Annotated in this window: 2 protein-coding genes; both read left to right on the plus strand. The window is 44.4% G+C overall.

Annotated elements, in window-relative coordinates:
* The coding region (locus A3756_RS06395) for a Na(+)-translocating NADH-quinone reductase subunit C (protein ID WP_231875495.1) at nt 1-771 on the plus strand (771 nt) is incomplete at its 5' end.
* A gap of 2 nt (nt 772-773) precedes the next feature.
* Nucleotides 774-1,439 (plus strand): NADH:ubiquinone reductase (Na(+)-transporting) subunit D, encoded by a 666-nt coding sequence (locus A3756_RS06400; protein WP_068506475.1) that lies wholly within the window; start codon nt 774-776, stop codon nt 1,437-1,439.
* Nucleotide 1,440: the final 1 nt, after the last annotated feature.

Here is a 1,440-nt window from a genome sequence, read left to right on the forward strand (position 1 = left end):
ATTACGGTTGCATTTTTGCTCTGTATTGTCTGTTCGATTGTAGTAGCGGGCTCTGTTGTACTGTTAAAGCCAATACAAGAGAAGAACAAGGCGCTAAACCTTAAAGCTAATATTTTGGCTGCCGCAGGCTTATTGGTTGAGGGCGCTTCGGCGACTGAAATTGAGAATGCCTTCTCTGCGATTAAGCCAATGTTGGTTGACTTGGATAGCGGTGAATATGTCGAGGCGTCTGCAGTAAATAAGGAAAATGTCCTTGATTACGACCAGAGAAAAGCGGCTAAAGATCCAGCCTTTTCAACAACTCTTTCGCGAGCTGACGACGTTGCAGGTATCAAGCGTAGAGTTAAGTTCGCCAAGATCTACTTGGTTGAAGATGCCGGAAAGATTGAAACGATCATTCTTCCTGTAAGCGGTTATGGCTTATGGTCGACACTGCATGGTTTCTTGGCTTTGGAGGGCGATGCTAATACAGTCGTTGGGCTTGGCTTCTATGAGCATGCCGAGACTCCTGGCTTGGGTGGTGAGGTTGATAATCCGCGCTGGAAAGCGATTTGGCCGGGTAAAAAGGTCTACGACTTCGCGTCTAGCGATCAGCCAAAGCTTGGCTTGATTAAAGGCGCAGTTGATAAAAGTCGAGCTGATGCCGAATACATGGTAGACGGTCTATCTGGTGCTACTTTGACTAGTGTGGGTGTGACTAACCTTATTCAATATTGGACTGGCGAGCAGGGATTCCAAAAGTACCTGAATCGCTTGCGTGAAGGAGCTTAAGAATGAGTGATGTAACAGCAAAAAAAGTTCTTTTTGAACCAGTTTTTAGCAATAACCCTATCGCACTTCAAATCTTAGGTATTTGTTCTGCGTTAGCCGTTACCACTAGTATGGAGCTATCGGTTGTTATGGGCTTGGCTGTATGTGCAGTATGTGGCCTATCTAACTTGTTTGTATCCGTAATTCGTAGCCAAATACCTTCGAACATACGAATCATTGTTCAAATGACTATCATTGCTTCGTTGGTAATTGTTGTTGATCAGGTTCTCAAGGCCTATGCCTATGAACTTAGTAAGCAGCTTTCAGTTTTTGTGGGCTTGATTATCACGAACTGTATCGTAATGGGGCGTGCTGAAGCGTTTGCAATGCAAAATGGCCCAGGCATGAGTTTCCTGGATGGCATAGGTAATGGTTTAGGATATGCCGTTATTTTGCTATTAGTCGCTTTTGTACGTGAATTGTTTGGTTCAGGCATGTTGTTTGGCATCGAGCTTATGCCTACCGTTAACAATGGTGGCTGGTATGTACCTAATGGTATGTTGCTGCTTCCTCCAAGTGCTTTCTTTATCATCGGTTTGCTTATTTGGGGCTTAAGGCAATGGAAGAAAGACCAGGTAGAGCCTGCTGATTACAAAATCTCGTCTCACTCTGTTAAGGAGGCGTTCTAAT

It is taken from the genome of Oleiphilus sp. HI0086, from assembly GCF_001635225.1.

Bases quoted from the DNA above. Each gene is read 5' to 3' on its own strand.
- A3756_RS06400 (WP_068506475.1), top strand. From the start codon at position 774: ATGAGTGATGTAACAGCAAAAAAAGTTCTTTTTGAACCAGTTTTTAGC.